A 23,453-nucleotide genomic window follows, 5' to 3' on the forward strand; every position below is an offset into this window, starting at 1 on the left:
TCGCGCTCACTAGCTCAACTTCGCAGGCTTGATGTAACGACGAGCGCTTCGCCCCTGCCCTACTGTCCGGCGACAGGCTGGCCCACCAACCAGTTGTTGATATCTTTCAGCGTGTCGCTTTCGATGCCGAGGAAGCCGTGCGGCGAGTGGCCGCCACAGTCAGACTGCCTGTCGCCACCGCCTTCGTTTGACTCCTCGCTGATGAATGCCACGTCATTGCGCAAGGCCAGACGCTTGCCCCCAGCATAATGCGCCACGGGGCAGACGTCGTTCTTGTTTGAGACGATCAGTACCTTGTTGTGGTATTGCTCCGGTACGTCGAGGTCGGAGATACTGGGATGCTTGATGGCGACCGACTCGGGCGAGATCAGCACGTACCCGTCAGCCAGCTCCGGTGCATGCTCCAGTACGTTGCCAACCGTGACGGCCGCGCGGCTCGTGCTGACCAAAACGATTTTCGAGTTGGGAAAGCTCTGACGCACCTGCGCGATGATCGCCCGCTGATCGACCAGCGTATCCTTGCTGCGCCGCCAGTAGTCGTTCATGCCGTCCCCTTGCATGTCGGATGGTGCATCAGTCAGAATCGCCGCGTAACCGTGCCGGACCCAGAAGTGGGCGGTACGCACGATAAAATTTCCATGCTGGTTCGTCGCGCCGGTTTGTTCGAGCCGAGTGGTTCCGTCGCTACCGCTGTACAGGATGACGACCATCGGCGGATTCGGCGACGGCGATTCGATGAAGAGACTTTGCGCCACACGCTCACGGAAAGGTCACGAGGTCGCCATGATCGAGCGGGGCCGCGTGCCCATAAGCCGCAATGAGAAAGGCTGCCACTGCGCAGCAAAGGCGTTTCATGCGTTTGCACCAGCCGACCGTGTTATCGGCCGCCCCCATGCCGGCCGTATGGGGAGTCTCCATATGCGGCAGTTGTCTGGTGATGCGGTACCTGCGCTGGGAAGAAACTCGCCTGTGCCGTCGGGCCTGACGGCACAGGCGGGACGCCCCGCGCTTCGGCCGAATCAGCCGCCATCACGGTGGCAAGGTTGCGAAGCGCGGCAGCGTACAATCTCTGGGCGCTGATAGCGTCCATGAATGAGGGCTACTGGGCGCCTCAGCAAGGTCATATGCATTAGCCATCACAGTGGCGAGGATACCCGATTCAATCGCTGCCCATCGGTGCCACCGCTCCTTCGCGCTAAGATTGCTCGGCCGCCCCGTCGGCCGTCCGAAGCGACACTATCCGGATCGCGTTCCTTCGATGGCCGTCCGGCCTGTCGATACCTGGCCGAACGGCCAACGACGCGCACGGGTCATGCCATCGCGCTAAGATGCGTCGACAGCGGTTTCCACGCCGCCACGCACGACGCGCCGCAAAGCGGCCGCCCCTCTTCCCATTGGAGTCGTCCCATGTCCATCTCGATGTACCAGGCTTCGCTGCCCGTCCTGATCCGCGGTCTCACCAACCTGCAGCACATCCTCGGCAAGGCGCAGGCGCATGCGGCCGAAAAGCAGATCGATCCGTCGGTGTTCATCGGCGCGCGCCTCTATCCGGACATGCTGCCGCTCGTCCGCCAGGTCTACATCGCGACCGACACGGCCAAGGGCTGCGCCGCGCGGCTCGCCGGCGTCGACATCCCGAGCTACCCGGACGTCGAGCAGAGCTTCGACGAACTGCATGCGCGCATCCAGAAAACGATCGACTACCTGAAAAGCTTCGACGCCGCGCAGATCGACGGCAGCGAGGCGCGCCAGATCGTGCTGAAGATGCGCGTCGGCCCGATCGAGTTCACCGGCCAGTCGTACCTGCTGAATTTCGTGCTGCCCAACTTCTTCTTCCATGTGACGACCGCGTACGACATCCTGCGCCACAGCGGTATCGAACTCGGCAAGCTGGACTACCTCGGTGGGCGCAACGAGCACGCGTGACGCGCGGCCGGGCAACGCGCGGCCCGCCATGGTCCGCACCCGCGCGCGGGCCGGCCGCGGCGCTTTCCGGAGCACTCGCAGGCCCCGCGCGGCCTGCGCCAGCCGAAACGCCGCCCGGCTGGCGTAAAATACGCACTTTCCTCTTTCTCGCCCCTTTATGACGCTCGCCTCCACGCTCGACATCATCGCCGAGCTGAAAGCCGGCCGGATGGTGATCCTGGTCGACGAAGAAGACCGCGAAAACGAGGGCGACCTCGTGATCGCCGCCGAATTCGTCACGCCGGAAGCGATCAACTTCATGGCCAAGTACGGCCGCGGCCTGATTTGTCTGACGTTGACGCAGGAGCGCTGCAAGCAGCTGCACTTGCCGCTGATGACCTACCGCAACGGCACGCAGTACGGCACCGCGTTCACGGTCAGCATCGAAGCGGCCGAAGGCGTGACGACCGGCATCTCGGCCGCCGACCGTGCGCACACGATCGCCACGGCGGTCGCGCACGACGTGCGCCCCGAGCACATCGTGCAGCCGGGCCACGTGTTCCCGATCATGGCGCAACCGGGCGGCGTGCTCGTGCGCGCGGGCCACACCGAAGCCGGCTGCGACTTCACCGCGCTCGCGGGGCTGACGCCGGCCGCGGTGATCTGCGAGGTGATCAAGGACGACGGCACGATGGCGCGCCTGCCCGACCTGCTCGAGTTCGCGAAGGAACACGACCTGAAGATCGGCACGATCGCCGACCTGATCCAGTACCGCAGCCGCACCGAATCGATCATCGAGCGGATCGCCGAGCGCACGATGCAGACCGCGCACGGCACGTTCCGCGCGGTGCTGTACCGCGACCAGCCGAGCGGCTCGCCGCACATCGCCCTGGTGCGCGGCACGCCGTCGCCCGACGTCGATACGCCGGTGCGCGTGCACGAGCCGCTGTCGGTGCTCGACCTGCTCGAGACGGGCATCTCGACCCACTCGTGGACGCTCGACGCGGCGATGCGCGAGATCGCGGAACGCGACCTCGGCGTGATCGTGCTGCTCAACTGTGGCGATACGAAGGAACACCTGATCGACGTCTTCAAGGCGTTCGACGAGGAAGAAAAGGCCGCTGCGCTCAAGCGCCGGCCGGTTGATTTCAAGACGTTCGGCATCGGCGCGCAGATCCTGCGCGATGTCGGCGTCGGCAAGATGCAGGTGCTGTCGAATCCGCGCAAGCTGGGCAGCATGTCCGGCTACGGCCTCGAAGTCACGGGCTTCATTCCGATGCCCGGCGCCGAAGCCAAGTCCTGTCCGGCGTCCCACGCGTAACCCGCCACGGCGCTTTCGCCCTATAACCGTTCATCCACACCACGGACCAGATCATGGAAATCGGACAATACCAACCGAATCTCGAAGGCGACGGCCTGCGTATCGGCATCGTGCAATCGCGCTTCAACGAACCCGTGTGCAACGGCCTCGCCGACGCGTGCGTCGAAGAACTGGAACGCCTCGGCGTCACCGGTGAAGACGTGCTGCTCGTGTCGGTGCCCGGCGCGCTGGAAATCCCGCTAGCGCTGCAGAAGCTCGCCGAAAGCGGCCAGTTCGACGCACTGATCGCGCTCGGCGCGGTGATTCGCGGCGAGACCTACCATTTCGAACTCGTGTCGAACGAGAGCGGCGCGGGCATCACCCGCATCGGCCTCGACTTCAACCTGCCGATCGCGAATGCGGTCCTGACGACCGAAAACGACGAGCAGGCCGTCGCGCGCATGACCGAAAAGGGTCGTGACGCCGCACGCGTCGCCGTCGAGATGGCCAACCTGACGATGGCGCTCGACCAGCTCGGCGACGACGACGAGGACGAAGAGGAAGACGAAGACGACGAAGAGGAGCGCGCATGAAGAAGAGCGCCCGCCGACAATCGCGCGAGCTGGCGACGCAGGGCCTGTACCAGTGGCTGCTGTCGAACGCGCCCTCCGGCGAGATCGACGCGCAACTGCGCGGCGCGCTCGGTTACGACAAGGCTGACAAGGAACTGCTCGAAGCGATCCTGCACGGCGTGATCCGCGAGCATGCGACGCTCGCCGAAGCGCTGGCGCCGTCGCTGGACCGTCCGATCGATCAGCTGTCGCCGGTCGAACGCGCGGTGCTGTTGATCGCGACGTTCGAGCTCACGCACCACGTCGAAACGCCGTACCGCGTGATCATCAACGAAGCCGTCGAACTCGCGAAGACGTTCGGCGGCTCCGACGGCTACAAGTACGTGAACGGCGTGCTCGACAAGCTGGCCGCGAAGCTGCGCCCCGCCGAAACGCAGGCGCGTCGCAACGGCTGATACCGTTGGTTTGTCCACGGGCGCGCAAGCGCCCGTTTTTCATTCTTTTCCCCCTCCGCCCTGCCCGCCGATGAATACCACCGCCGATTCGCTCGTCACGCTCGCCGCACGCGTCGACGCGATCCAGCCCTTCCACGTGATGGAACTGATGAAGGAGGCACAGCGGCTCGAGTCCTTGGGGCGCGATGTTATCCACATGGGCATCGGCGAGCCGGATTTCACCGCGCCGGAGCCGGTTGTCGAGGCCGCCGCGGCGGCGCTGCGCCGCGGCGTCACGCAGTACACGAGCGCACTCGGCATCGCGCCGCTGCGCGAGGCGATCGCCGCGCACTATGCGCGCGCGTACGGCCTCACGATCGCCCCGGAGCGGATCGTCGTGACGGCCGGCGCATCGGCCGCGCTGCTGCTCGCGTGCCTTGCGCTGGTCGGCCGCGACGACGAAGTGCTGATGCCCGACCCGTCGTATCCGTGCAACCGGCACTTCGTCGCGGCGGCCGAAGGTCGGCCGGTGCTCGTGCCGAGCGGCCCGGACGCGCGCTTTCAGCTGACCGAAAACGACGTCCGCACGCACTGGAACGCGCGCACGCGCGGCGTGCTGCTCGCGTCGCCGTCGAACCCGACCGGCACATCGCTCGAACCGGACGAACTGAAGCGGATCATTGAAGCGGTGCGCGCACGCGGCGGCTTCACGATCGTCGACGAGATCTACCAGGGGCTCAGCTACGACGCCGCGCCCGTGTCGGCGCTGTCGTTCGGCGACGACGTCATCACCGTGAACAGCTTCTCGAAGTACTTCAGCATGACGGGCTGGCGGCTCGGCTGGCTCGTCGTGCCGCCCGCGCTCGTCGGCACGTTCGAGAAGCTCTCGCAGAACCTGTTCATCTGCCCGTCCGCCCTCGCGCAACATGCGGCGCTCGCCTGCTTCGAACCCGCGACGCTCGACATCTACGAAACACGCCGGCTCGAATTCAAGCGCCGCCGCGATTTCATCGCACCGGCGCTCGAACGGCTCGGCTTCACGGTGCCGGTGATGCCGGACGGCGCGTTCTACGTGTATGCGCATTGCGGCGGCGTCGCCCACCCGGCGGCCGGCGACAGCGCCGCGCTCACGCAGGCAATGCTGCACGACGCAGGCGTGGTGCTGGTGCCGGGCATGGACTTCGGTGTCCATGCGCCGCGCGACTATATCCGCCTGTCGTATGCGACGGCCTACTCGCGACTCGAAGAGGCTGTCGACCGGCTCGCGACGCTATTCGGCCGGCACTGACGCCGCACCCGGAGCACACCACCGCTTCACGCATCGCAAAAAGCAAAAGGCACCCGATTCGGGTGCCTTTTTCATGTTGTGCCGGCCGGGGCCGCCGGAACGCGACCGTTAAGCGTTACGCGCCGAGCTCCGAATGATCGCCGTGCGACTGCTTCGCGGTATCGACGCCCGCGTCGTCCTGCGAGGCGGCTTCCTTCGGCGCCGCCTTGACCGACGTCGTGCCGTCGAGCGTCGCATGCACGCGCTTCGCGCCGCCTGCCGCGGCCGTCACGGCAGCGGCGGTGACGATCGGCTTCGCGGGTTGCGTCGGTGCCTGCGGCGCATTGATCGGCACGCTGCGGCCACGCGCGACGTCGCGCAGGCGGCCGCGTTCGGCCATCACCTTCGAGCCGTAGCCGTTGTCGTCGGGGTTCGTCGAGCCGTTGTACAGGCGCAGGCCGTTCGCGAGCGAACCGCCGCGCGCGATACAGTCCTTCAGCACCAGTGCGCCGACCTGCAGGTTCGCGAGCGGCTGCAGCGCGGTGTCCGTGCCGCCGAAATACTCGAACTTGTCGGAATGAACCTTCGACATGACCTGCATCAGCCCCTTCGCGCCGACGCCGCTTTCGGCGTACGGGTTGAAGCCCGATTCGATCGCCATCACCGACAGCAGCAGCAGCGGATCGAGGCCGACGTCACGACCGGTCTGGAACGCCGCCTTGACGAGCTGGCCGAGCGGCTCCTGGGCGACGCGGTAACGGCGCGACAGATAGGTGGCGACGAGCGCCTGTTCGCGGTTCGACGCAAGCGCGCGATCGTCGCGGGCATCGGCCGCCACACGCTGAATCGGAATCAGTTTCGCAAGCGCGACGGGCGACGGGCCGTTACGGGCCGGATCGGACGCATCGCTCTGGGCGCCCTGAGCGGCGGTTTCCGGTGCGACATCGAGGCCGACCGCAAGCGCATCCGTTTCGGGACTCTCTTCCTGCTGCGGCTGCGCGCCGGCAGGCGCGAAGTTCGGCAGCGGATGGCCGGACAGCAGACGGGCCGGACCGGCCTGCACGGCCGCGGATACGACCGGCATCAGCTTCGCGGCGAGCGTGCCGCGGACGGTTGGCAGCAGCCACAGTGCAAGCGCAACCGCGACAGCGAAACAGCCGACAACGCTGAATAGATGGTGACTGACACGCGTCCCGCGACGCAGCAAGTTGCGCACGATTTGCGCATGCTGCTCAGTGGGACGCCACGATAACCAAGCGTTCATTCAGATCATCTCCCATGAACATGACTCGTGCGGCTCGCTCAGCTCGATGGCGAGACAGAAAACGCGCCGCGGAATCACGACGCCGCACGCCTTGGTTGGGACGCGCAAGCATCGGGGGAAACGGTATAAGTACCGTTCGAGGCCACGGTGTAAGAAGGCCGGCGCCTTCGCACACTGGGCGAGGCAGGCATACGCGGTGGCACCCACGCAAAAAACCAGCGTCTGGTAGCGCTGGCTGGGACTACGACAAAAGCCGTCGAAGACGCCGTGCAGGATTCGGCGGACGGTGACGCGCTGCGTCAAAGATCGGTGATTGGCGGCTCGAAGCCTTTTACCCTGCAACCAATGTGAGCGGATTCTAGCAGGGTTTTATAGATCGTCAACACTATAAAATCTCAAAATCATAACAAAAAGTAATTTAAAACCGCTCTTCAGAACGCAATCCCCGTGCCGTAGGGGGTTTGCGCGCGGTCGACTTTTTTCCGCGCCGGGCGGCCCGACGGCCGGCCGGGTAAAATCGTCGGTCGATTCGGGGTCGCAGCCGGCCGTTGCACCCGCCCATCGCTGCCCGTCCCTGCGGGTGGCCCGGACCTTTTTCATGAAATACAAAGACTTACGCGATTTCATTCAGCGCCTCGAGGCGCTCGGCGAACTGCGGCGCGTCACGCAGCCGGTGTCGCCCGTGCTCGAAATGACCGAGCTGTGCGACCGCGTGCTGCGCGCCGGCGGCCCGGCGCTGCTGTTCAACGCGCCGCCCGGCCATGCGTTCCCGGTGCTCGGCAACCTGTTCGGCACGCCGCGTCGCGTCGCGCTTGGGATGGGCGTCGATGCGGGCGACGATGCCGCGCTCGGTTCGCTGCGCGATCTCGGGCGCCTGCTGTCCGCGCTGAAGGAACCCGATCCGCCGAAGAGCCTGAAGGACGCCGGCAAGCTGCTGTCGCTCGCGAAGGCGGTGTGGGACATGGCGCCGAAGTCGGTGTCGTCGCCGCCGTGCCAGGAAATCGTCTGGGAAGGCGCCGACGTCGACCTGAACAAGCTGCCCATTCAGACCTGCTGGCCCGGCGATGCGGGGCCGCTGGTCACGTGGGGCCTGACGGTCACGCGCGGGCCGAACAAGTCGCGCCAGAACCTCGGCATCTACCGTCAGCAGTTGATCGGCCGCAACAAGCTGATCATGCGCTGGCTCGCACATCGCGGCGGCGCGCTCGACTTTCGCGAGTTCGCGCTGCAGAACCCGGGCAAGCCGTATCCGGTCGCGGTCGTGCTCGGCGCCGATCCGGCCACGACGCTCGGCGCGGTGACGCCCGTGCCGGATTCGCTGTCCGAGTATCAGTTTGCCGGCCTGCTGCGCGGCAGCCGCACGGAACTCGCGAAGTGCCTGACGCCCGGCGTCGACACGCTGCAGGTGCCCGCGCGCGCGGAAATCGTGCTCGAAGGCTTCATTCATCCGCAGGAAGGCGCCCCTGCCCCCGCGCCGGCCGGCGCGCCGCCGCGACCGGCCGGCAATGCGGCGGCCGCGTACGAACACGCGCTCGAAGGGCCGTACGGCGACCATACCGGCTATTACAACGAGCAGGAGTGGTTTCCGGTGTTCACCGTCGAGCGCATCACGATGCGCCGCGACGCGATCTACCATTCGACCTATACGGGCAAGCCGCCCGACGAGCCTGCGGTGCTCGGCGTCGCGCTCAACGAGGTGTTCGTGCCGCTGCTGCAGAAGCAGTTCACGGAAATCACCGACTTCTATCTGCCGCCCGAAGGCTGCAGCTACCGGATGGCCATCGTCCAGATGAAGAAGAGCTACGCGGGCCACGCCAAGCGCGTGATGTTCGGCGTGTGGAGCTTCCTGCGGCAGTTCATGTATACGAAGTTCATCGTGGTCGTCGACGAGGACGTGAACATCCGCGACTGGAAGGAAGTGATCTGGGCAATCACGACGCGCGTCGACCCCGTGCGCGACACGGTGATGGTCGACAGCACGCCGATCGACTATCTCGACTTTGCGTCGCCGGTGGCCGGACTCGGCTCGAAGATGGGGCTCGACGCGACCAACAAGTGGCCGGGCGAAACGAATCGCGAATGGGGCCGCCCGATCGAGATGGACGCGGCCGTGAAGGCGCGCGTCGACCGGCTCTGGCAGGAGATCGGCCTCTGACGCCACGCGGCCGGCGCCCGCCGGCCCACGCATCGCAATCGCCGCAAGTACCCAGAAGATGAGTTTTCCGCCCGCCTCCATGCTGTCCGACGGATTCTTTCTGTCGCTTTCGTTGTGTCTCGACATCGGCCTCGTGAACGTCGCGATGCTGTCGCTGACGCTGTCGCACGGCTTCCGGCCGGGCTTCTGGCTCGGCGTCGGCTCGTGCGTCGGCGATCTCGTCTACGCGGCGCTCGCGCTCGCGGGGATGGCCGTGCTGCTGCAGTTCGAAGCCGTGCGCTGGATCGTGTGGATCGGCGGCGGCGCGGTGCTGCTGTTCCTCACGTGGAAGATGGCGCGCGAAGCGCTGGCGCCCGTCAAGGCGGCCGACGACGACGCGGACGATGCACCGCCGCCGCGGGCGAGCGCGCGGCGCAGTTTCGTGCGCGGGATGCTGCTCGCGATGTCGTCGCCGAGTGCGATCCTGTGGTTCGCGGCGGTCGGCGGCGCGCTGATCGCGAAAGCCGGTGCGACCACCCCGGCCACCGCGTCGGTGTTCCTGTCGGGCTTTTTCCTCGGCGGTCTCGCGTGGACGCTCTTCATGTGCACGCTCGCGAGCCAGGGCCGCAAGCGCGCGGGCGCCGGGCTGATGCGTGCGTGCCATGTCGCGTCGGCGCTGCTGTTCGCGTATTTCTCGTACAGCGTGATCGTCGGCGGCTACCGCGACCTGATCGTGCACGCGGTGTAATCGCGCCGCCCTGCCGAGCCGCGCACGGAATGGCGGCCCAATGAAAAACGGCGCAGCGCCCCTCGCGGGACGTTGCGCCGTTTTGCCGCGCGCGGTCAGGCCGCGCGGGACGAATCAGCGACGCCAGTAGCCGTGATGGCCCCAGCCGCCGTAACCATGGCGCCAGTACGGGCGACCGTAGTAGCCACCATAGCCGCCGACGACCACGGCGGGCGGCGGCGCATAGTAGGCCGGCGCCGGTGCGTAGTACACGGGCGGGGGCGGCGGCGCGTAATACACGGGCGGCGGCGGTGCATAGACGGGATACGCGGGTGCGACCGGGATACCGATGCCGACCCCGATCGACACGTGAGCCTGCGCGGCGCTTGCGGCACCCAGGCCCAGCGCGGCGGCGGCGATGAACGGAATGAGCTTTTTCACTTCGATTCTCCTGCTGGAGCGGTATTTTAGGCGCTCCGATCGGCAACGGCGGGCATGCACGTCGCATGCAAGCAATGTAGCGAAAACCCGCCTCGCGCGTATCGTGCATTTGTTGCAAATTGCAATTGCACGCGGGCAGAGCCGCCTTCCGGCGTGGGGCCCGGCGCGGGCGGCGAGCCTTGCGGGTCGCGCACTTCCATCCGATGAGTCGGGTCGCGACGCGACGGCCGGTCAGTCTTACCGAATCCGGCGCGCGCAGCCGGCACGCATGCGTAATGAACGATTACAAATTCGAGACAACATGCCGACGTTTCAAGCAGGATGCAGGCACATGGAGTTTCGGGGTCGGATTCCACGATCCTGATTCCGTCGCGATGCCGGACGCCAGTTCACGCATTCGATTGCACTGCGCATCGGTAATTCATACGTGCGGCCGCCTCGCAAGCTGCCTTCCGCGGCACCGCCGCCATTCCTGCGATACTGACGGCTGCTTCGTTTTCGCTTACATCCGCCGCCATGCCGCTTCCCGACACACCCCGCCTCGGCTTCATCGGCGCCGGCCGCCTCGCGCGCTGTGTCGCGCAGCGTTTCGCGCAGGCCGGCTTTCCCGTCGTCGCGATCGCGAGCCGCACGCCCGCATCGGCCGCCGGCCTCGCCGCACGCATCGACGGCTGCCGCGCGGTCGATACCCCGCAGCAGGTGGTCGACGTCGCCGACCTAATCTTCGTGACGACGCCCGACGATCATCTCGCGTCGACCGCCGCGGCGCTGCGCTTCGACGCATCGCGCGCCGCCCGCCAGGCGGTCGTTCATTGCAGCGGCGCATCGGCGGTCGCGCTGCTCGATCCTGCGAAGCAGCAAGGCGTGGCCACCGGCGGCTTCCATCCTCTTTATCTGTTCGGCGGCACCGATGCCGATCTCGCGCGCATCGACGGCTGCTCGGTCACGATCGAAGCGGACGGTGCGCTGCACGCGACGCTGCTGCGACTTGCCGCCGCACTCGGCTGCCATCCGCTGACGATTCCGGCCGGCGGCCGGATGCTGTATCACGCGGCCGCCCACTACGCGGCGAGCTTCGCGCTGTGCGGGCTGTCGGAAGCGGTCGAGCTGTGGCGCGGCCTCGGTTTCGACGAGCAAGCCGCGCTGCGCGCGCTGTTGCCGATGCTCGCCGGTACGATCGAGACCGCCCGCGACAAGGGGCTCGCGAATGCGCTGTCCGGGCCGGTGTCGCGCGGCGACACGGGCATCGTCGAGCGCCAGCTCGCGCTGCTCGAGGCGCGCGGCGGCGATCATGCGGCGCTGTACGCGCTGCTGACGCGCCGCGCGGTCGTGCTCGCGGCGAAGCGCGCGACGCCGCCGGCCTCGCTGCCGGCGCTGGCCGAAGCCGTCGAAACGTCGCTCGCGCGCGTGGCCGCGTACCCCTCCCCGTCGCGAGACGAGGCGTGATAAGGTGTCGGCCGATGCGCCGCCAACCGGCGTTGGCGGCCGCACGCTACTGACTGTATAAAAAGGATGCCAACGATGTTCGGCGAGATCGCCCGTTTTCTGCTCAATACCGTCTTCACGCTATTCGGCGCCGCGCTGATCCTGCGCGTCTGGATGCAGGCCGTCCGCGTGCCGCCGTACAACCCCGTCACGCAAGCCGTGCTGCAGGCGACCAACTGGCTCGTGCTGCCGCTGCGCCGCGTGATCGCGGGCGTACGCGGCATCGACTGGGCCAGCGTCGTCGCCGCGCTGCTCACCGCGCTCGTCTACGTGGTGCTGATGGTCGTGATGGCCGGCTTCGATCCGGCCGCCGTGATCGCGACGCTCGTCGTGGTCGCGCTGCTCACGGTCGTGAAGTGGGCGCTCAATCTCGTGATCTGGATGACGATCCTGATGGCGCTGCTGTCGTGGCTCAACCCGCGCTCGCCGGCGATGCCGATCCTCTATCAGCTCACCGCGCCGTTCCTGAACCCGCTGCGCCGCGTGATCCCGAACCTCGGCGGCATCGACCTGTCGCCGATCCTGCTGTTCGTGATCGTGCAGGTGCTGCTGATGATCGTCACGCGCGCCGCCGTGTCGCTGACGATGTTCGGTATCTGATCCGGCGCGATGCCTACGCCGCCGGCCCCTGCGCCGGCGGTGCACCGAGCGTGTCGATCACGCCAAACTGTGCGGGCATCATCGCGTAGCACACGCGCACTTTCTCGTGCGATAGCCGCTCGAGCAGCCGCTGCGCTTCGTCCTCGGTGACGACGAATTCGACCTCGATCGCGAGCGAGCCCTGCAGTTCGAAAAAGCGATCCTCGTGCAGCACGCGATGCTGCCCGAAACCGGCCATCGCGCGAAACGCGGAACCGCCCGCGACGCCCATCCGGTTCGCCTCTTCCAGCAGCCACTCCCACAGCGGCTTCCAGTGCAGCCGGTGCTGCTCGTGCACGTAGAAGCGCAAAAAGACCCTGTCCATCGCACCCTCCGATGGCGGCCCGCTCAGGCCGCCGCGAGCCACGCGCGCGCGGTCCACATGCCGAGCGCCGTCAGCGCGAACGATCCAGTCAAGTGTAGGGCAGCCACCGCCAATGCCCATCCGAATTCGCCCTCGAGCGCGTGCGTCATCACTTCGACCGAATAGGTCGAGAACGTCGTGAGGCCGCCGAGAAAGCCCGTGATCACGAACAGCCGCCATTCGGGCGGCAACCCGACGCGAACGGTAAACACGACGGCGGCCACGCCGATCACATAGCCGCCGAGCAGGTTCGACGCGAGCGTGCCGAGCGGCACCGCGGGAAAGAACGCGTTGAGCGCGAGGCTCAGGAACCAGCGCAGCAACGCGCCGAGCCCGGCGCCGACGAAGATCGCGACGATCGAATAGAACAAGGGCATCCCCCACTGACGGCGCCGCGCGGCGCACGCGGCCTACGCCGAACTGTATGCGCAATCGCGCCGCGCCGGCAATGCCGACGGGCCGGCAGGCGGCGGATCGTGCCGCAACCGCATGCCACCCTTCACGATTTCCACACGCGCGCCGCAGCGGATATTTACCGAATAATTACATCGGACATTACGAATCCATTTTGAATCGGTCGATTATTTATCAGCCTTTTTAAAACCGATAAAGCAGTTCCATCCGGCGCAGGTTAACCCTGCACAACGCCACTCCATAACGGGTGCCGCGTACTTTCCCTTATCAGACATTCCCTTATTCGGCCGATATTCGATGTAGTTATCGTCGTCGATTTCGTAAAATTGTTTCGCTACTCCACTCGATCGACATGGAGACTCGAAAAATGAACAATATCCGCCCGTCATCCATGTTGATTCCGGCGCTGTGCGCGTGGCTGCTCGCGTCGGGCGTCGCGCTCGCCGACGGCAACGGGCCGCCGTCCTACGTCGAAGGCCATCGCGCGCCGAAAGGATTCGCGCGCCCGCCGTTCCACACGAAGCCGCGTGCGAGCACGGCGACGATCGCCGGCCTCACGCCGGCGCTCGCCCGGCATGCATACGGGTTCGATGCGATCGCGAACCAAGGCGACGGGATGGTCGTCGCGATCGTCGACGCGTACGACGACCCGAAGATCGAGTCCGATCTCGGCGTGTTCAGCAATGCGTTCTCCCTGCCGGCCTGCACGTCGTCGAACGGCTGTTTCACCAAGGTGTACGCCCACGGTGCACGGCCCAAGCCCGATTCGGGCTGGTCGCTCGAGATCTCGCTCGACGTCGAATGGGTGCATGCGATCGCGCCGAAGGCGAAGATCGTGCTCGTCGAGGCCGCATCGGCCAGCTTCAGCGACCTGATGGCCGCGGTCGACGTCGCCGTCAAGCACGGCGCGTCGGTCGTGTCGATGAGTTTCGGCGGCAACGAATTCAGCAGCGAGACGGGCTTCGACGGCCATTTCAACGTCCCGGGCGTGACGTTCGTCGCGTCGTCCGGCGACAGCGGCACCGGCACCGAATACCCGGCCGCGTCGCCTTATGTGGTGTCCGTGGGCGGCACGACGCTGTCGTCCGATACGGCCGGCAACTACATCGGCGAGGCGGCGTGGAGCGGCAGCGGCGGCGGCGTGAGCAGCGTCGAGACCGAGACGGCCGGCCAGAGCGCGTGGCCGATTCCGGTGGCCGGCAAGCGCGGCGTGCCCGACGTCAGTTACGACGCGAATCCGTCCAGCGGTTTCGCGGTGTACGACTCGGTCACCTATCAAGGGCAGGCCGGCTGGTTCCAGGTCGGCGGCACGAGCGCGGGTGCGCCGCAATGGTCGGCGCTCGTCGCGATCGCCGATTCGCTGCGCACGGCGGCCGGCAAGAAATCGTTGAGCGGCACCGGCGACACGCTCTATACGGTCGGCAAAACCGCCTACGGCAGCGACTTCCACGACGTGACGACCGGGTCCAACGGCAATTGCGGGAGCATCTGCAACGCGGCGGGCGGCTACGACTACGTGACGGGCCTCGGTTCGCCGGTCGCGCCGGCGCTCGTGCAGGCGCTCGTCGCGCAGCCGTAATCGCGCGGCCTCGGCCGGCCGGCGCGAGGCACGGGGCTCAGCCGCCGTGCCACGCGCGCTCGAGCACGTTCAGCGTCGCCAAGGCACCGCCCTTCAGCCCGATCACGTCCGCCCGGCGCGCATGCGCTTCGCGCGCGTTGATGCGGATCACGTCGGCACCGAACCGTTCGCTCAACAGGCGCACGGTCGGAATCGCGGTGCCCGCGCCGATCTCGACCACGGCAACGCGCCCGGCCCGCGCGATCCAGTCTTCCAGCGCGCGCTCCTGCGCGTCGTAGCGCGCACCGAGCCAGCCGGTGTCGCCGAACATCAGGATGTTCGGTCGCGCGAGCCCGCCGCAATGCGGGCAGCACGGCATGTCGCCCACCACGCGGCACGTCGTTTCGTCGACCTCCGGCACGAACGGCGTCGCGTCCCAGGTCTCGTCCGTGCACGGGCGCAGGCATTGCATCGCATGAATCGAGCCGTGGATCTCGACGATGCGCGCCGGATCGAAGCCGGCCTTCTGGAACTGGCCGTCGACGTTGCTCGTCAGCACGAAGCCGCCGTTCGGCATCGCGTCGATCCAGCGGCGCAGGATCGCAAAGCCCGCGTGCGGCGCCGTTGCGCGGTAGAGCGCGAGACGGTGGCCGTAGAACCCCCAAGCCAGCGGTGCACGCGCACGAAACGCGTGCGGCGACGCGATCTCGTGGAATTCGAAACGCTCGTGGCGCAGCGCCGGATACGCGCGCCAGAAGCCGTCCGTGCCGCGAAAATCGGGCAGGCCGGAATCGACACCGATGCCCGCGCCGGCTGTGACGAGCAATGCGTCGGCGCGTGCGAGTACGTCGACGGCGGACGCAACGAGACTGGCGGGAAGCGGCGCGGCGGCGGAATCGGCGGAATCGGCGGAATCGGAAAGCGGCATGATGGAAAAGCGGTGGCGTCGAACGTTGCGCGAGTGGCGTCGCGATCATACGCCGGTTAGCGCGTCGCGCCGCATCGGCAACGCCACTGCGCGACGCTGCGTGTGTACGGCTACCGGCAATGCGAATGCCGACTGTCCGCACGCGTCGCACCGGCGATGCCGCAACCCGGCGCCCACGTTTGCTCAGTCAGTCGAATCGTCCTGCGCGACCGGCATCTCGTCGACCGCGAAATAGACCGGCTTGCCGAGTTGCCGCGCAAGCGCCACGTCCGCATCGGCCCCGCGCGATGCGCCGTCGATGCGCAGCACCGCATCGCAGCGCCGCAGCAGCCGGTGCGCGGCCGGATACAGGAAAGCCTCGCAGATCGCGTCGCCGACCTGCGTCGATCCGGCCGCGGCCGCGAGCGGCAACGACACCCATTCGCCGATCATCGGTACGTGCCCGCGGCGATACACGGCGAGCGCCGCCGCTTCCAGCCGGTGCAGGTTCGCGGCGATGCGCGCGGGGTCGCCGTCCGTCCCGCTGCGATAGGGGCCGACGACCAGCACGAGCCGCGGCGTCATGCGGCGCGCGCGCCGGCGGTTTCCCGCAGCGCGACGTACTGGAGCAGCATGATCGTCTTCGCATCGACGATCTCGCCGCGCTCGATCGCGTCCAGCGCCGCCTGCAGCGGCATCTCGACGACCTCGAGATCCTCGCCCTCTTCCGCGACGCCGCCGCCCGCGCCGGTGCGCAGCGACGCATCGTATTCGCCGACGAAGAAATGCAGCTTCTCCGTCACGGAACCCGGGCTCATGAACGCCTCGAACACCTTGCGCACGCCGCGCACGCGATAGCCGGTCTCCTCCTCGGCCTCCGCGCGGATGCGCGCTTCGGGTGTTTCGTCGTCGAGCAGCCCGGCGGCGGCTTCGAGCAGCATGCCGTCGTGCCCGCTCACGAACGCCGGCATCCGGAACTGCCGCGTCAGCAGCACGTCGCCCGTCTCGGCATGACGCAGCAGGATCGTCGCGCCGTTGCCGCGATCGTAGGTCTCGCGGCTCAGGCGCTGCCACGTTCCGTCGCGGCGCAGGAAATCGAACGTCACCTTGCGCAGCACATACCAGTCATCGGACAGCACCGTCGACTCGACGATGCGGACCCGCTCCCGCGTTGCAGCCATTGCAGCCTCCGGTTCGACAAAGGACGGCGCCCATGGTAACGTGCAGATTCGTGCAATTTCAAGAATTTTCGTGCAAATGCGATGCTGACGACACAACGCAAGAAAACGATCCTCGATGCACTCGCGCGCGACGGCCAGGTGCTGGCCGCCGAACTGAGCGTGCAATTCGGCGTGTCCGAAGACACGGTGCGCCGCGACCTGCGCGAACTCGCGGCCGAAGGGCTGCTGCAGCGCGTGCATGGCGGCGCGCTGCCGGCATCGCCGGCCGTCGCGCCGTTCGCGCAGCGCGAGGCGCTCGAAACCACGGAGAAGCGGCGCATCGCGCGGCGGGCCGCGCAGATGATCGCGCCGGGGCAAGTCGCGATCGTCGACGGCGGCACGACCTCCGCGCTGCTCGTCGGCCAGTTGCCGGCCGACCTGCGCGCGACGATCGTCACGCACAGCCCGAGCGTCGCGGTCGCGCTGGCCGCGCATCCGTCGATCGACGTGATCCTGATCGGCGGGCGGCTCTACAAGCACTCGATCGTCGCGGTCGGCGCGGCGGCGATGGAAGGCATCGCGCGCATTCACGCGGACCTGTACTTCATGGGGGTCACGGGCGTGCATCCGGTCGCGGGGCTGAGCACCGGCGATTTCGAGGAAGCGGCGATCAAGCGCGCGCTGTCCGAACGCGCGGCCGAGACGGTCGTGCTCGCGTCGCAGTCGAAACTGCGCGCGGCGTCGCAGTTCGTGATCGGCGATATCGCGCTGGCGCAGACGATCGTCGTCGAAAAGGAAACCGACGCCGCGCTGACGGAGCCGATCGAGGCGGCAGGCGTGACGGTGGTGCGCGCGTAGCGGCGGTGCGACCGGGCCGCACGCGCGATGGCGATCGTGTCGATACCGCGCGTGATCGATACGTACATTCACGCGCGGCTGCCGATCGCGATCGGCGCGCTGCTGTTCGTTGGCGTAGACGCGCTCGGCGGCGAACAACGTGCGCCGCCGTCGCCGCATCGAACCCTCGCCTGCCCGCCTAAATCCCGCGAAACACCGGCGCGCGCCGCTCCGCGAACGCGCGCAGCCCTTCGTCGAAATCCGCGCCTTCGCACGCCTGCCGGCGCAACTCGGCGATCCTTTCGAATGCATCGGCCGGCAACGGCCGAGCGTCCTGCAGCACGCGCAACTGCTCTTTCACCGCGTGCACCGCGAGCGGCGCCTTCGCGGCAATCGCGCGCGCGACGTCGAGCGCCGCGTCGTCGACCCCGCCCGCATCGGCCAGCCGGTTCACGAGCCCGTGATGCGCGGCGCGCTCCGCATCGAGCGGCTGCGCGCAGAAGAACATTTCCTTCAGCACGTGGATCGGCAGGTTGTCGTAGAAGCGCAGCAGGCCGCTCGTCGAATACGGCAGGCCGATGTTCGCGGGCGTCATCGCGAAACGCGCGTCGCGCGCCGCCACGACGAGATCGCAGCTCATCACGAGATCGACCGCCCCGCCCCACGCCGATCCGGACACCGCCGCGATCACCGCGCCCGGATAGGTCCGCACGCGCCGCAGCGCGCGTTCGAGCGGCTTGCCGTATGCGAGCGGATCGCGGTCGTCGGCCAGTTCGCGCAGGTCGTGCCCCGCGCTCCACACGTCGCCGCTGCCGTCGTTCGACAGGATCACGACGGGCGGCGGACGATGTCCGGCCAACGCATCGAGGTGCGCGACGAGGCCATCGAGCAGCGGCGCGTCGAGCGCATGCCGCCGCGCCGGATTCGCGAACCGCACGCGCGCGATCCGCTCGCCGATGAGGTCGACCGTCACGGTCGACGCCCCGTTCTGTTTCGTCATGTCGGTCATTGCACGGCCTCCGCCACCGCATCCGCCTGGAAGATCGCGCGCCCGGCCAGCAGTGCGTCGATCGCGTCGTCGCCGTAGCCGGCTTCGCGCAGCACGTCGACCGTATGCTCGCCGAGCAGCGGCGGCGCATGGCGGGTGCGCGGCGCCGGCAGGTCGTCGCCCATCCCGCCGAGCGGCGTGACGACCTGACGCAGCGTGCCGAGCGTCGGATGCGCGACCGGCTCGACCAGCCCGCAATGCGCGAGCTGCGGATCGTCGAATACTTCGTCAAGCGTATGGATCGGCCCGGCCGGCAGCCCGGCCTCGACGAACCGTTGCGTCCATTCGCGCTTGCCGCGCGTGCGCAGCCGGCTTTCGAGCAGCACCTTCAGTTCATCGCGATGGGCGACGCGCGCATCGTTGGTCGCGAAGCGCGGATCGGCCGGCAGGTCGGGCAGATCCAGCAACCGGCACAGCCGCAACCACATGTCGGTCGTGATCGGTGCGAGGTTCAGCGGGCCGTCGGCCGTCTCGAACACGCCGTACGGCGCGATCACCGCATGCGCATTGCCGGTACGGCGCGGCACGTCGCCGAGGCTCAGGTAGCGTTGCCCGTGCACGCTCAGCAGCGCCACGAGGCTTTCGAGCAGCGACGTGCCGACATGCTGGCCGCGCCCGGTGCGCTCGCGCTCGAACAACGCGGCCATCACGCCGGTCGCGACCCACATCCCCGAGCTGAGATCGCCGATCGCGGTGCCCGTGCGGGTCGGCTCGCCGTCGGGGAAACCTGTGAGGCTCATCAGCCCCGCATAGCCCTGCGCGATCTGGTCGAAGCCCGGCCAGTCGCGCAGCGGGCCGCGCGGGCCGAACGCGGTGACGCTGCCCATCACGAGCCGCGGGTCGCGCGCGCTCAGCGCGGCATAACCGAGCCCCATCGCGTCCATCGTGCCGGCCTTGAAATTCTCGATCACGACGTCGGCCTGCGCGATCAGGCGCCGCACGACGTCGAGGCCGGCCGGCTGCCGGAAATCCACGCAGATGCCGCGCTTGTTGCGGTTGCAGGACAGGTAGTACGTGCTCACGCCGCGATCGAACGGCCCCCAGGCGCGACTCATGTCGCCGTGCGGCCCCGACTCGACCTTGATCACGTCGGCGCCGAGATCGGCGAGCACCATCGAGCAGAACGGCCCCGACAGCGCGCGACTCAGATCGACGACCTTGATTCCCGTTAATGCCTGCATTACGGACTCCTGATATGGATGACTGGGTGTGGCGTGTTGGCGAACGACCGCGGCGTGCCGCTCACTCGGGCAGCGTCTGATGCCGCGTTTCGACCGCGAACGGCAGGATCAGGATGCCGAGCCCGAACACGGCCGCGGTCCATGCGACCGGCACGCCGAGCGATCCATAACCGTGAATCGCGGCGCCGAGCAGGAAGTTCACGCCCGCGCCGATGAAGCGGCCGATCGACGCATTGAACGCGAACGCGGTGGCCCGCACGCGCGTCGGATACTGCTCGGGCAGCCACAGCGAGAAGATCGCGAAGTTGCCGCCGAAGAAACCGAGGAACGCGAGCGACACCATGAACGCGGCGAGCCCGTTCGGCTGGTAGAACGCCCAGCCGAACGCGAACACGATCGAGCCGGCCATCCCCGCGAAATACACGCCGAGCGCGGTACGCCGGCCGAGCCGCTCCGACAGCCACGGCGCCACCAGACAGCCGGCAATCGTCGCGCACGACAGGATCGCCGCACCGATCGACGCAAGCCGCAGCGCGCCGACGTGATCGATGCCCGCGCGTGTCGCGAGCGTGGTGACCGCGCTCGCCTCGTAGACGGAGCCGGCCCACAGCCCGACGATCGCGACGCCGACGAGGCTCGCGCTCGTCAGCGTGCGGCGCAGGAACGCCGGCGCGAAGATCTCGCGCAGCGGATGCGCGCGCCGCGCGTCGGCCACGTCGCCGTCGCGCGCGTCGTGCCGGCGCCACTGCCCCGGCTCCTTCACGCGCATCACCGTAAACACCGCGAGCAGCGCGGGAGCCAGCCCGCACAGGAACATCGCGCGCCAGCCGTAGGTCGCGCCGATCGTGTAGTTCAGGCAGGCCGCGATGAAGAAGCCGAAGTAGTAGCCCGTCTGCAGGTAGCCGGCACCCATCTTGCGGCGGTCTTCCGGCCAGCTTTCGGCGACGTAGGTGCCCGCGAGCGCCCATTCGCCGCCGACGCCGATCCCCGCGATCAGACGGCACGCGGCCAGCGCCCACACGTCGTGCACGAACGCGGCCGCGCCGGTGAACACCGAATAGATCAGGATGCTCGCCGCGAGCGTGCGCACGCGGCCGAAGCGATCGGCGAGCGGCCCCCAGATAAACGACAGCCCCCAGCCGATCAGGAACAGCGCGAACAGGATCGAGCCGTACATCCCCAGATTCGCGGGCGTCGCCGCGATGCCGGAGGCCGGCAGCAGTTCGGTCAGCGCGGGAATCAGCACGAGCGCGTAGATCACCGAATCCACGCCGTCGAGCACCCAGCCCGCGTACACCGCCCAGAAACCCTTGACCTGCTCGCGCGTGAGCGGCGTGCGCCGCGGCTTCGCGCCGGCCGCCGGCGCGTCGATCGCCTTGAACATCTTCGTCTCCTTGCCGGCGGGGCCGGCGCTTTCGCCGTGTCCGGCCCGGGATGGCCGGCAGTCGGGCTCTTTTGTGAGACGAGTATAGAAACACCATCGATCGCCGAAAAATATGATATTCATCTTGCTCGATCGGATTGACTTATGGCTCGAACCGGGCGTGAATCGGGAGACGTCGGCGATGGACTTGAGGCAGTTGCGCTATTTCGTGAAGGTCGTCGAATACGGCAACGTCACGCATGCGAGCGAGGCGCTGCACGTCGCGCAGCCGGCCGTGAGCCAGCAGATGCGCAATCTCGAGCAGGATCTCGGGATGCAGCTGCTCGAACGAAGCGTGCGCGGCATCGCGCCGACCGCCGCCGGCCGCACGCTGTACCGGCACGCGCTCGAACTGCTGCGCCAGGCCGACGGCACGCGCGAACTGCTGCGCCGCGACGCCGACACGCCGCAAGGCCGCGTGACGGTCGGCATGCCGTCGAGCACCGCGCGCGTGCTGGCCATTCCGCTCGCCCGCGCGGTGCGCGACCGCTATCCGGGCATCATGCTGGAGCTGATCGAAGCGCCGAGCGCCGATCTCGACACGCTGCTCGAACGCGCCCGGCTCGATCTCGCGATCGTCGTCGATGCGGTCGACACGCGCGGCATCGCGATCCACCGGCTGCTGACGGAAACGCTGTACCTGATCACGTGGCCCGGCTTCCCGGTGCCGGACGCCCCTGTGCCGCTCGACGCGATCGCGCGGATGCCGCTCGTGCTGCCGAGCGCGCCGAACACGATCCGCAACCGCGTCGACTGGGCGATGCGCGAGGCCGGGCTGTCGTACGAGATCAGCTTCGAGGCAAGCTCGACCGGGCTGCTGTTCGCGGCCGTGATGGCGCAGCTCGGCGTGACGATCCTGCCGTGGACGGCCGCCCACGTCGAGATCGAGGAGCGCAAGCTCAAGCTGTCGACGGTCGCGCACCGGCTGTTCGCGCGCGACCTGTCGCTGTGCTGGCACGACACGGCGCTCGTCAGCAACGCGGTGCAGAAGGTGAAGGCCGAAATCGTCCGGCTGTTCGACACGCTCGGGCAGCGGCCGGAGTGGGCGGCCGGCAATGCCGGTCGCGTGTGATCGATGGCTTCGTCGCAGTGACGATGCTCGGCTTCGCGGTGCGTTTCGCGATCGGCGCGTTTTAGGCGTCAGCGGCCCGACACCGAGACCGCGCGGAATGCGTCGTACGCGTGGGCATGCAGTTCGAACCCGATGCCCGGCGCCTGCGGCACGCGCGCGTATCCCGCATCGACGATTTCGCCATCGGCGAGTCCGCTGAACGGATGGAATGCGAACGGGTTGACTTCCGCGCCGCCGAGCCCCAGCGCCGCGACGACGTGCAGCGAGAACAGATGGCCGCCATGCGGCCAGAACGCGTCGCGCCGCCAGCCGCGCGACACGAAGTGATCGACGATCTGCAGATAGCCCGGCAGCCCGTAGCTGTGCACGGGATCGAACACCAGCACGTCGCGGTCGGCACGCAGGCCGCCGTAACGGTCGAGCAGCTTCGCTTCCGCAAGCGAGAACAGCGCTTCGCCGGCCGCGATCGGCGGTGCGTACCGCGTAGCGACGTCTGCCTGGAGCGGCAGGTCGAGCGGATCGCAGATGTCCTCGAACCACCAGAGACCGAACGGCGCGAGCATGTCGACGGCCTGGTAGGCGGTCGTCGCGTCGTACGTGTTCATCGCGTCGACCGCGAGATGCGATGAACCGGCAAGATGCGCGGCCGCGGCTTCGATACGGCGCCGGTCCTGATCGAGATTCGCGCCGCCGATCTTGATCTTCGCGTGCGTGTAGCCGAGATCGACGATCCGACGCATCTCGTCGGACAGCCGCGCGAGATCGTCATGCGGATAGCGGTAGCCGCCGCCCGCGTACACGCGCACGCGTGGGGCTCCCGTGCGTTGGAGGCGATCGGCGAGAAAGCGGTGCAGCGGCAGGTCGGCGATTTTCGCGGCGGCGTCCCAGATCGCCATGTCGAGCGTGCCGACCGCGACGCAGCGTTCGCCGTGTCCGCCCGGCTTCTCGCCGGCCATCATCGCGCGCCATGCGCGGAACGGGTCGAGATTCGTGCCGGCTTCGTCGGCGAGCGTGTCGGCGGCAGCGAGCAAACGCGGCGCGAACCGTTCGCGGATCAGGCCGCCCTGCGCGAAACGGCCGATCGATGCGTAGCCGTAGCCAATCACCGGACGGCCGTCGCGCACGACGTCGGTGACGACCGCGACGACGCTCGTCGTCAGACCACCCGACGGAATCGCCGGATCGGCATAGCGGGACACGGGAATCGCGCGTTCGTGGATCGCGGTGATGCGCATGGTCGACTCCGGAGGGGGCATCCGGCGCAGGCGGAAGGTTCGTGTGCTGCAGCGGAAACGATGGGCGGATCGCTGCATCTTAGGGG

Annotated in this window: 24 protein-coding genes; 12 read left to right on the forward strand and 12 right to left on the reverse strand. The window is 67.8% G+C overall.

Going from position 1 to position 23,453, the window contains the following annotated elements:
* Positions 1-59: 59 nt before the first annotated feature.
* Positions 60-710, reverse strand: coding sequence for a hypothetical protein (locus C4B30_RS09460; protein ID WP_105132456.1), 651 nt, complete (start codon positions 708-710; stop codon positions 60-62).
* 697 nt (positions 711-1,407) lie between these two features.
* On the opposite strand from C4B30_RS09460, the gene C4B30_RS09465 reads away from it, so the two are divergent.
* The 5 genes from C4B30_RS09465 (at position 1,408) to C4B30_RS09485 (ending at position 5,499) form a co-directional block, all read left to right on the forward strand.
* On the forward strand, positions 1,408-1,926 hold the full coding sequence (locus tag C4B30_RS09465) for a DUF1993 domain-containing protein (protein ID WP_105132457.1): 519 nt from the start codon (positions 1,408-1,410) through the stop codon (positions 1,924-1,926).
* Between the two features lie 157 nt (positions 1,927-2,083).
* Complete coding sequence (ribBA, locus tag C4B30_RS09470; RefSeq protein WP_105132458.1) at positions 2,084-3,226, forward strand: bifunctional 3,4-dihydroxy-2-butanone-4-phosphate synthase/GTP cyclohydrolase II; 1,143 nt, start codon at positions 2,084-2,086, stop codon at positions 3,224-3,226.
* Between the two features lie 53 nt (positions 3,227-3,279).
* Entirely contained in the window at positions 3,280-3,798 is a 519-nt protein-coding gene (gene ribH / locus C4B30_RS09475) for a 6,7-dimethyl-8-ribityllumazine synthase (protein ID WP_011351235.1), read from the forward strand.
* On the forward strand, positions 3,795-4,232 hold the full coding sequence (gene nusB / locus C4B30_RS09480; protein ID WP_027783780.1) for a transcription antitermination factor NusB: 438 nt from the start codon (positions 3,795-3,797) through the stop codon (positions 4,230-4,232). The genes ribH and nusB overlap by 4 nt, the downstream gene beginning before the upstream one ends.
* Before the next feature lie 70 nt (positions 4,233-4,302).
* The gene (locus C4B30_RS09485) at positions 4,303-5,499 is read left to right on the forward strand and encodes a pyridoxal phosphate-dependent aminotransferase (RefSeq protein ID WP_105132459.1); all 1,197 of its coding nucleotides are present in this window, start codon (positions 4,303-4,305) and stop codon (positions 5,497-5,499) included.
* Positions 5,500-5,614: 115 nt separating this feature from the next.
* Here C4B30_RS09485 and C4B30_RS09490 read toward each other — a convergent pair whose 3' ends face one another.
* Complete coding sequence (locus C4B30_RS09490) at positions 5,615-6,742, reverse strand: lytic transglycosylase domain-containing protein (protein WP_105132460.1); 1,128 nt, start codon at positions 6,740-6,742, stop codon at positions 5,615-5,617.
* Between the two features lie 598 nt (positions 6,743-7,340).
* Here C4B30_RS09490 and C4B30_RS09500 point away from each other — a divergent pair.
* Positions 7,341-8,897, forward strand: coding sequence for a UbiD family decarboxylase (locus tag C4B30_RS09500; RefSeq protein ID WP_089499760.1), 1,557 nt, complete (start codon positions 7,341-7,343; stop codon positions 8,895-8,897).
* A 58-nt stretch (positions 8,898-8,955) separates the two neighbouring features.
* On the forward strand, positions 8,956-9,624 hold the full coding sequence (locus C4B30_RS09505; protein ID WP_105132462.1) for a LysE family translocator: 669 nt from the start codon (positions 8,956-8,958) through the stop codon (positions 9,622-9,624).
* Positions 9,625-9,738: 114 nt separating this feature from the next.
* Here C4B30_RS09505 and C4B30_RS09510 read toward each other — a convergent pair whose 3' ends face one another.
* On the reverse strand, positions 9,739-10,044 hold the full coding sequence (locus tag C4B30_RS09510) for a hypothetical protein (RefSeq protein WP_027783774.1): 306 nt from the start codon (positions 10,042-10,044) through the stop codon (positions 9,739-9,741).
* Positions 10,045-10,560: 516 nt separating this feature from the next.
* Here C4B30_RS09510 and C4B30_RS09515 point away from each other — a divergent pair.
* Together C4B30_RS09515 and C4B30_RS09520 are read left to right on the forward strand one after the other, a co-directional pair.
* Complete coding sequence (locus C4B30_RS09515) at positions 10,561-11,490, forward strand: Rossmann-like and DUF2520 domain-containing protein (RefSeq protein ID WP_105132463.1); 930 nt, start codon at positions 10,561-10,563, stop codon at positions 11,488-11,490.
* A gap of 75 nt (positions 11,491-11,565) precedes the next feature.
* The gene (locus C4B30_RS09520) at positions 11,566-12,129 is read left to right on the forward strand and encodes a YggT family protein (protein WP_006488584.1); all 564 of its coding nucleotides are present in this window, start codon (positions 11,566-11,568) and stop codon (positions 12,127-12,129) included.
* Positions 12,130-12,142: 13 nt separating this feature from the next.
* Here the strand turns inward: C4B30_RS09520 and C4B30_RS09525 are convergent, their stop codons facing one another.
* Positions 12,143-12,493 (reverse strand): DUF190 domain-containing protein, encoded by a 351-nt coding sequence (locus C4B30_RS09525; protein ID WP_050011622.1) that lies wholly within the window; start codon positions 12,491-12,493, stop codon positions 12,143-12,145.
* A 23-nt stretch (positions 12,494-12,516) separates the two neighbouring features.
* A complete protein-coding gene (gene crcB, locus C4B30_RS09530) occupies positions 12,517-12,903 on the reverse strand; it encodes a fluoride efflux transporter CrcB (RefSeq protein ID WP_105132464.1) in 387 nt (128 codons plus the stop codon).
* Positions 12,904-13,313: 410 nt separating this feature from the next.
* On the opposite strand from crcB, the gene C4B30_RS09535 reads away from it, so the two are divergent.
* A complete protein-coding gene (locus tag C4B30_RS09535) occupies positions 13,314-14,525 on the forward strand; it encodes a S53 family peptidase (protein ID WP_105132465.1) in 1,212 nt (403 codons plus the stop codon).
* Between the two features lie 37 nt (positions 14,526-14,562).
* Here C4B30_RS09535 and C4B30_RS09540 read toward each other — a convergent pair whose 3' ends face one another.
* From C4B30_RS09540 to C4B30_RS09550, 3 genes are all read right to left on the reverse strand, one after another.
* The gene (locus C4B30_RS09540) at positions 14,563-15,432 is read right to left on the reverse strand and encodes an SIR2 family NAD-dependent protein deacylase (RefSeq protein WP_105132466.1); all 870 of its coding nucleotides are present in this window, start codon (positions 15,430-15,432) and stop codon (positions 14,563-14,565) included.
* Positions 15,433-15,615: 183 nt separating this feature from the next.
* Complete coding sequence (locus C4B30_RS09545) at positions 15,616-15,996, reverse strand: DUF4406 domain-containing protein (RefSeq protein WP_105132467.1); 381 nt, start codon at positions 15,994-15,996, stop codon at positions 15,616-15,618.
* A complete protein-coding gene (locus C4B30_RS09550; protein ID WP_105132468.1) occupies positions 15,993-16,592 on the reverse strand; it encodes an NUDIX domain-containing protein in 600 nt (199 codons plus the stop codon). Before C4B30_RS09550 ends, C4B30_RS09545 begins: the two co-directional genes overlap by 4 nt.
* 81 nt (positions 16,593-16,673) lie before the next feature.
* Between C4B30_RS09550 and C4B30_RS09555 the strand changes: the two genes are divergently transcribed.
* Positions 16,674-17,429 (forward strand): DeoR/GlpR family DNA-binding transcription regulator, encoded by a 756-nt coding sequence (locus C4B30_RS09555; RefSeq protein WP_105132469.1) that lies wholly within the window; start codon positions 16,674-16,676, stop codon positions 17,427-17,429.
* 178 nt (positions 17,430-17,607) lie between these two features.
* Here C4B30_RS09555 and scpB read toward each other — a convergent pair whose 3' ends face one another.
* The 3 genes from scpB to C4B30_RS09570 all read right to left on the reverse strand — a co-directional run bounded on the left by scpB (position 17,608) and on the right by C4B30_RS09570 (position 21,021).
* The gene (scpB, locus tag C4B30_RS09560; protein WP_105132470.1) at positions 17,608-18,417 is read right to left on the reverse strand and encodes a methylmalonyl-CoA decarboxylase; all 810 of its coding nucleotides are present in this window, start codon (positions 18,415-18,417) and stop codon (positions 17,608-17,610) included.
* On the reverse strand, positions 18,414-19,637 hold the full coding sequence (locus tag C4B30_RS09565) for a CaiB/BaiF CoA transferase family protein (protein ID WP_105132471.1): 1,224 nt from the start codon (positions 19,635-19,637) through the stop codon (positions 18,414-18,416). Before C4B30_RS09565 ends, scpB begins: the two co-directional genes overlap by 4 nt.
* A 61-nt stretch (positions 19,638-19,698) precedes the next feature.
* Positions 19,699-21,021 (reverse strand): MFS transporter, encoded by a 1,323-nt coding sequence (locus C4B30_RS09570; RefSeq protein WP_105132472.1) that lies wholly within the window; start codon positions 21,019-21,021, stop codon positions 19,699-19,701.
* A 181-nt stretch (positions 21,022-21,202) separates the two neighbouring features.
* On the opposite strand from C4B30_RS09570, the gene C4B30_RS09575 reads away from it, so the two are divergent.
* A complete protein-coding gene (locus C4B30_RS09575) occupies positions 21,203-22,132 on the forward strand; it encodes a LysR substrate-binding domain-containing protein (RefSeq protein ID WP_105132562.1) in 930 nt (309 codons plus the stop codon).
* 68 nt (positions 22,133-22,200) lie between these two features.
* Here C4B30_RS09575 and C4B30_RS09580 read toward each other — a convergent pair whose 3' ends face one another.
* Positions 22,201-23,367, reverse strand: coding sequence for an enolase C-terminal domain-like protein (locus tag C4B30_RS09580; protein WP_105132473.1), 1,167 nt, complete (start codon positions 23,365-23,367; stop codon positions 22,201-22,203).
* Positions 23,368-23,453 lie beyond the last annotated feature (86 nt).

Source organism: Burkholderia sp. BE12 (assembly GCF_002959955.1).
Taxonomy (GTDB): Bacteria; Pseudomonadota; Gammaproteobacteria; order Burkholderiales; family Burkholderiaceae; genus Burkholderia.